Origin of the sequence: Streptomyces milbemycinicus (assembly GCF_002154605.1) — a bacterium.
GTDB lineage: Bacteria > Actinomycetota > Actinomycetes > Streptomycetales > Streptomycetaceae > Streptomyces > Streptomyces milbemycinicus.
The window spans coordinates 1-6937 of sequence record NZ_MUNE01000397.1 but is presented as its reverse complement, the minus strand read 5'-3'; the positions used below and the strand labels follow the sequence as shown (position 1 = coordinate 6937).

4 protein-coding genes and 1 pseudogene are annotated in these 6937 nt (G+C 70.3%); 3 read left to right on the top strand and 2 right to left on the bottom strand.

The window, feature by feature from the left end:
• Positions 1–247: 247 nt before the first annotated feature.
• From CCN51_RS30425 to CCN51_RS30415, 3 genes are all read left to right on the top strand, one after another.
• Entirely contained in the window at positions 248–2380 is a 2133-nt protein-coding gene (locus CCN51_RS30425) for an APC family permease (protein ID WP_086860295.1), read from the top strand.
• A gap of 76 nt (positions 2381–2456) precedes the next feature.
• Entirely contained in the window at positions 2457–3800 is a 1344-nt protein-coding gene (locus tag CCN51_RS30420) for a class I SAM-dependent RNA methyltransferase (protein ID WP_014175845.1), read from the top strand.
• 120 nt (positions 3801–3920) lie between these two features.
• On the top strand, positions 3921–5423 hold the full coding sequence (locus tag CCN51_RS30415) for an AAA family ATPase (protein WP_014175844.1): 1503 nt from the start codon (positions 3921–3923) through the stop codon (positions 5421–5423).
• A 180-nt stretch (positions 5424–5603) separates the two neighbouring features.
• Here CCN51_RS30415 and CCN51_RS30410 read toward each other — a convergent pair whose 3' ends face one another.
• On the bottom strand, positions 5604–5819 hold the full coding sequence (locus CCN51_RS30410) for a DUF397 domain-containing protein (protein WP_014175843.1): 216 nt from the start codon (positions 5817–5819) through the stop codon (positions 5604–5606).
• Positions 5816–6741, bottom strand: a pseudogene (locus CCN51_RS30405) (helix-turn-helix domain-containing protein). Before CCN51_RS30405 ends, CCN51_RS30410 begins: the two are co-directional and overlap by 4 nt.
• Positions 6742–6937: the final 196 nt, after the last annotated feature.

The window sequence follows — 6937 nt, the reverse complement described above, 5'->3', positions numbered from 1 at the left end:
AGGTGTGTATAAGAGACGGCCGCTGGGCCGCCCGCCCCGGCGGCGGCCCCGGCGAAGCCCCACGGGTCCCCACAGACCGCACCGGACGCGTCCGACACGCCCAGCCAGTCCCCGCGGGCGGCCCAGCGGCGCCGGTGGGGTTCGCTCGCGGCGTGGTGGCGCGGGCAGTAGACGGGTTCACCGGGTCCCGCCGTCGTGCCCCGGGCGGGGTGGGCGGCGGCACCGGCGACCGCTTACGATCCTCTCCGTGTCCAAACTGACCGACGTTCCCAAACGGATCCTCATCGGGCGGGCGCTGCGCAGCGACAAGCTGGGAGAAACGCTCCTCCCCAAGCGCATCGCGCTCCCCGTCTTCGCCTCCGACCCGCTGTCCTCCGTCGCGTATGCGCCAGGGCAGGTGATGATCGTTCTGTCGGTGGCGGGTGCGTCGGGCTATCACTACAGCCCCTGGATCACGGTCGCGATCATCGTGCTGATGTTCACGGTGGTCGCCTCGTACCGCCAGAACGTGCACGCCTATCCCAGCGGCGGCGGTGACTACGAGGTCGCCAACACGAACCTGGGCCCCCGGGCGGGGCTGACCGTCGCCAGCGCCCTGCTCGTCGACTACATCCTGACCGTGGCGGTGTCGATCTCCTCCGGCGTGGAGAACCTGGGCTCCGCGGTCCCCTTCTTCATCGAGCACAAGACCCTGTGCGCGATCGGCATCATCTTGCTGCTGACCCTGATGAATCTGCGGGGCGTGCGCGAGTCCGGCAAGCTGTTCGCGATCCCCACCTATGTGTTCGTCGCCGGCGTCTTCATCATGATCGCCTGGGGCGCCTACCGCGGGCTGGTCCTCGGCGACTCCATGAAGGCGCCCACCGCCGGCTACGAGATCAAGGCCGAGCACACCGGGCTCGCCGGGTTCGCGCTGGTCTTCCTGCTGCTGCGGGCCTTCTCCGACGGCTGTGCCGCGCTCACCGGCGTCGAGGCGATCAGCAACGGCGTGCCCGCCTTCCGCAAGCCCAAGAGCCGGAACGCCGCCACCACGCTGGCGCTGATGGGCGGCCTCGCCGTCACCATGTTCTGCGGGATCATCGCCCTCGCGATGGCCACCGATGTGAAGATGGCCGAGGACCCCGCCAAGGACCTGCTGAACAAGGGCGTGGCGCTCGGCGAGCACTACACCCAGGACCCGGTGATCACCCAGGTCGCGGCGGCCGTCTTCGGCGACGGCTCGCTGCTGTTCGTGGTGCTGGCCGCGGCCACCGCGCTGGTCCTGTTCCTGGCCGCCAACACCGCGTACAACGGCTTCCCGCTGCTCGGCTCGATCCTCGCCCAGGACCGCTACCTCCCGCGCCAGCTGCACACCCGCGGCGACCGGCTCGCCTTCTCCAACGGCATCGTGCTGCTCGCCGGCGCCGCCGCCATCCTGGTCTACATCTACGGCGCGGACTCGACCCGGCTGATCCAGCTCTACATCGTCGGCGTCTTCGTCTCCTTCACGCTCAGCCAGACCGGCATGGTGCGGCACTGGAACCGCCATCTGCGCACCGAGCAGGACCCGGCGGTGCGCCGCCGGATGCTCCGCTCGCGCGCGATCAACACCTTCGGCGCCTTCTTCACCGGCCTGGTGCTGGCCGTGGTGCTGCTGACCAAGTTCACCCACGGCGCCTGGGTCGCCCTGCTGGGCATGGTCTTCTTCTACATCCTGATGACCGCGATCCGCCGCCACTACGACAGCGTCTCCGGCGAGCTGTCGGCGTACGAGGAAGACGAGTCCGAGACCGTACGCCCCTCCCGGGTGCACTCCATCGTCCTCGTCTCCAAGATCCACAAGCCGACGCTGCGCGCCCTGGCCTACGCCAAGCTGATGCGCTCCCACAAGCTGGAGGCGCTGAGCATCAGCGTGGACCCGGCCGAGACCAAGGCGCTGCAGGAGGAGTGGACCGAGCGCGGCATAGACGTCCCCCTCAAGATCCTCGACTCGCCCTACCGCGAGATCACCCGGCCGGCCATCGACTACGTCAAGAGCCTGCGCCTGGAGAGCCCCCGCGACGTGATCTCCATCTATATCCCCGAGTACGTGGTCGGCCGCTGGTACGAGCATCTGCTGCACAACCAGAGCGCGCTGCGCCTCAAGGGCCGGCTGCTGTTCACCCCGGGCGTCATGGTGACCTCCGTGCCCTGGCAGCTGGACTCCTCGGAGCTGGCCCGCAAGCGCGCCCGTAAGCGGGCCGAATGGCATGCACCGGGCGCGGTGCGGCGCGGCCCGGTGGGCCCGCCCAAGGGCGACAAGGCGAAGGCCGGCAGCGCGCAGAGCCGGCCGGCGGCGGCGGAGGAGCGGCCGGCGGCGGCGGAGGAGCGGCCGGTCGGCGGCGGGCAGCCGAGGGCCTAGACTGGTGGGCTGGCCGGTGGGCGCTCTCGTCCACCGCAGCCCCACCACCCCCAACCGCACCTGGAGCCGAGCCGCCATGCACCGTGACCCCAAAGCATCGCTGGTCGGCGAGGAGTACGAGGTCGAGGTCGGGCCGGTCGCACACGGCGGCCACTGCGTCGCCCGGACCTCCGAGGGCCGCGTGCTGTTCGTCCGGCACGCCCTCCCCGGCGAGCGCGTCGTGGCCCGGGTGACCGAGGGCGAGACGGACTCCCGCTTCCTGCGCGCCGACGCCGTACAGGTGCTGGAGGCGTCCAAGGACCGGGTCGAGGCCCCCTGCCCGTTCTCCGGCCCCGGCCGGTGCGGCGGCTGCGACTGGCAGCACGCGGCCCCGGGCGCCCAGCGCCGGCTGAAGGCGGAGGTCATCACCGAGCAGCTGAGCCGGCTCGCCGGGCTGACCCCCGAGGAGGCCCGCTGGGACGGCACCGTCGAGCCCGCCCCCGGCGACAAGGTCACCCGGGGCGAGGTCCCGGCCTGGCGCACCCGTGTGCAGTACGCGGTGGACGAGCAGGGGCGGCCGGGGCTGCGCCGCCACCGCTCGCACGAGGTCGAGCCCGTCGACCACTGCCTGATCGCCGCCCCCGGTGTCACCGAGCTCGGCGTCGAGAAGCGCGAATGGCCGCAGATCGCGACCGTGGAGGCGATCGCCGCCACGGGCTCCTCCGACCGCCAGGTCGTCCTCACCCCGCGCCCCGGTGGCCGGCTCCCGCTGGTGGAACTGGACCGGCCGGTCTCCGTGCTCCGGCTGGGCGAGCCCCAGAGCCGCGAGGGCACCCGCCCGGTGCACCGGGTCCACGGCCGCCCCTTCGTCCGCGAGCGCGCCGCCGGCCGCACCTGGCGGGTCGGCGAAGGCGGCTTCTGGCAGGTCCACCCCAAGGCCGCGGATCTGCTCGTCGAGGCCGTCATGCAGGGCCTGATGCCGCGCAAGGGCGACATGGCCCTCGACCTGTACTGCGGCGTCGGCCTCTTCGCGGGCGCGCTCGCCGAGCGGGTCGGCGAACGCGGCGCGGTGCTGGGCATCGAGTCCGGCAAACGCGCGGTCGAGGACGCCCGCCACAACCTCCAGGACCTCGACCGGGTCCGGATCGAGCACGGCAAGGTCGAACAGATCCTGCCCCGCACCGGCATCACTGAGGCCGACCTGATCGTCCTGGACCCGCCCCGGGCCGGCGCGGGCAAGGAGACCGTGGCCCGCCTGGCCTCCCTCGGCCCCCGCCGCATCGCCTACGTGGCCTGCGACCCGGCGGCCCTGGCCCGCGACCTCACGTACTTCCGCGAGGCGGGCTATGTGCCGCGGCGGCTGCGCGCGTTCGACCTGTTCCCGGTGACCCACCACGTGGAGTGCGTGGCGATCCTGGAGCCCGCGGGAAAGAGCCGCTGACACGGCTCCGCGGCGATCACCGCGATTGACTTCTCCTGCCGGAGCCAAGTCGGGCTGGACCGATTCCGTCTAAGTAGACTTAGACATGTCGAGGTCGATCCAGGCTGGTGGGGAGTTCCGGTGGACGAGAGCACGCTTGCCAAGCCCGAGGACGTGGTCGACCGTGATCGTGAGTGGGGTCTGCTCACCGAGTTCCTCACGGATCCGGATCCGGCGATGCGTCTTGGGATCGTGTCGGGGCGCAGGCGGCACGGGAAGTCGTATCTTCTGCAGGCGCTGTCGGAGCGGGTCGGGGGTCTGTACGTCACCGCGGTGCGGGAGGAAGGGCGGCTGCCGGCGATCCAGCGGTTCAGCGACGCCATCGCGGTCCACGCGGGTCTGCGGCCTGGCACGCTGCGGTTGACCGACTGGCGTGAGGTCCTGTCCAACGCCCTCGATGTCACCGCGCGTTCACAGACTCCGTTGTTGGTGATCGACGAGTTGCCGTATCTCCTCCAGCACTCTCCCGAGATCCCTGGCCTGCTTCAGCAGCTCTACGACGAGCGCCAGCGGGGCACCGGGGCTGGCGCCGGAGCGAGGGTGATCCTGTGTGGGTCCGCGATGAGCGTCATGCACGAATTGCTGTCGGGAACGAAGCCGTTGCGCGGCCGTGCGGTGATCGATCTGAGGCTGAGGGCCTTCGACTACCGGGCCAGCCGTGCGTTCTGGCAGATCGACGACCCGCTGACCGCCCTGCAGGTGCACGCCGTCCTCGGCGGCGCTCCCGGTTACCGGCCGGTGGCGGCCCGCCCGCACCCGAACGACGGCTTCGCCTCCTGGCTGACGCGGACGCTCCTGGACCCGGGGCGGGCGGTGTACTCGCGCACGGAGACGGAGTATCTGCTGCGTGAGGACCCTCGGATCACCCAGCACACCCTCTACTACGACATCCTCACCGCGATCGCCCAGGGCGCCACCACTCCCACCAAGATCGGCGCGGCTTTGGAACGGCAGCGCAACGCAGTCACCCACCCGCTCGACGTCCTGGAGTCCACGGGATACATCCAGCGCGAGCAGGACATCCTGCGTCCCCGCCACCCCGTTATCACCCTGGCCGACCCCGTCATTCGCTTCAATCAGCTGATCACCCTGCCGCAGGCGGCCACCGTCGAACAGGGTTTCGCCGAAGAGGCGTGGCAGGCCGCCGCGCCGACCTTCAACTCCAAGATCCTCGGCCCCCACTTCGAGGACCTCGCCCGCACCTTCACCCGCCGATACGCCCACACCCTGCTTCCCGGCGGCCTGCCCGGGCCGGTCGGTACCACCGAAGTGGCGGACCCCGCGGCCCGCACCAAGCACGAGGTCGACGTCATCGCCCTGGCCCTGGGCGAGCGCCCGCAGGCCCCCCGCGCCCGGATCGCCCTCCTTGGCGAGGCCAAGGCCACCGCCGCCCGCCGCGGCACTGGCGACCTGCAACGCCTGGAACGCATCCGCACCCTGCTCACCGACCAGGGCTACGACACCACGGGCACCACCCTGGCCCTGTTCTCCCTGCACGGGTTCTACCCGGACCTGATCGAGTCCGCGGCCAGCCGCGACGATCTTCTCCTGGTCGACCTGCCGAGCCTCTATGGGATCGGTTGACCTCGACTTCCCTACGAGGAAGGGGCGGCGGCACTTCGAGGGGACTCTGTTGCTCCGTCAGCCTGAAGTCGAGCTGCGGGGGTCCTGGCGAGCGGCCCGGGGGGCATGACCGCCCGGCCAGGCTCACGAGAGCCCTGCCGTCCCGAAGGAACCGGCAGGGCTCTCGTGAGCGTACGAGCGTCAGAGACCCCGCTCCGACGAGGCGAACCCGACGAACCCCGCCCACGCTCCGCGCGACACCGTGAGGACGGGCCCGGCAGCAGCCTTGGAGTCCCGGATGTGCACAGCTGCCGTACCGGTCGCAACCTCTACACAATCGCCGCCCTCGGCTCCGCTGTAGCTGCTCTTGAACCAGACGAGGTCAGAGGCGACGGTCGAGGACTCAGCGTTGTTCATAGCTCTCCCAGCAACCCTTCGATCAACTCCAGTGACTCTCGTGAAGTGAGAGCCTGTGACCGGATAATCCCATAGCGCGCGGCGGCGAGAGCCGTTTGTTCCGGGTCGGTCTGAAGAGCGCTGGTTCCCTGAGCCTCGGTGTACATGAACTTCTTGCCGTCCTTACGCGTGACGACCGTGAACGGCCCCCGTCCAGGCCAGCACTCTCCTCACAGTCGAGCCGCATGACCTGGATCTCGACGTTCCGTTTCTGGCCGATCAGGTGGAGGTGCTCCAGCTGTCCCCGCAGCACGCCCTTTCCGCCGTACCAACGTCGCAACACCGACTCGTCCATCACGAAGCTCAGCAGCGGCGCGGGCCAGCGCTCGAAGATGTCCTGCCGGGCCAATCGTGCGGCCACGCGCTGCTCGATGGTGTCCTGGTCCAGGACCGGACGTCGCATCGCCAGGAGCGCCCTCATGTACTCCTCGGTCTGGAGCAGGCCCTTGACCACCAGGGTGTCGTACGAGACAAGCTCAATACACTCCTTCTCCAGCGTCGCCATCCCCTGGAAGAACACCGGATACTGCGCCCGCTCCACCTCGTCCTTCCACAGGCACAGCAACCCATCCGCGTCCAGTACCTCGTCCGCCCGGTCGATGGTCCGAGGCGACGGAATCCGCCGCCCCTGCTCGAACGCCGCGATCGTGGAGGCCGAGTACCCAAGCCGCTTGCCGAACTCCTCGCGCTCCATCCCTTTCCGCACGCGTAGCATCTTCATGGTCTGCCCGAACGCCGTGACGACGCCCCGACCCGCCTTGTCCTCCGGCCGCCGCCCGGTCCCGTCGTCACCCTCCCAGCCGTCCGCAAAGTTGACGACCGCTCCGCCGCCACCGCGCGGAACCGCCTCGGCCCCCGTCGCCGCACCCGTACGCTCTGTCATCGACCACCGCCTCCCCGGCCCAACGCCCCCGGTAGGGACGCGGTCACGCCGCGCGCCTCGTACCCGTACACACACCGCACGCACAACCAGTCCGCGTCGGTGCGTCACCACTGGTTAACGCTACGCGACCAGCGGGACCGTGGTCGGCATGACGAGCAACCCCGACAGCCCCACCCGTACCACCCAACTCACCACC

Coding starts and splice junctions, on each gene's coding strand:
- CCN51_RS30420 (WP_014175845.1), top strand. CDS start 2,457: ATGCACCGTGACCCCAAAGCATCGCTGGTCGGCGAGGAGTACGAGGTC.
- CCN51_RS30410 (WP_014175843.1), bottom strand. CDS start 5,819: ATGAACAACGCTGAGTCCTCGACCGTCGCCTCTGACCTCGTCTGGTTC.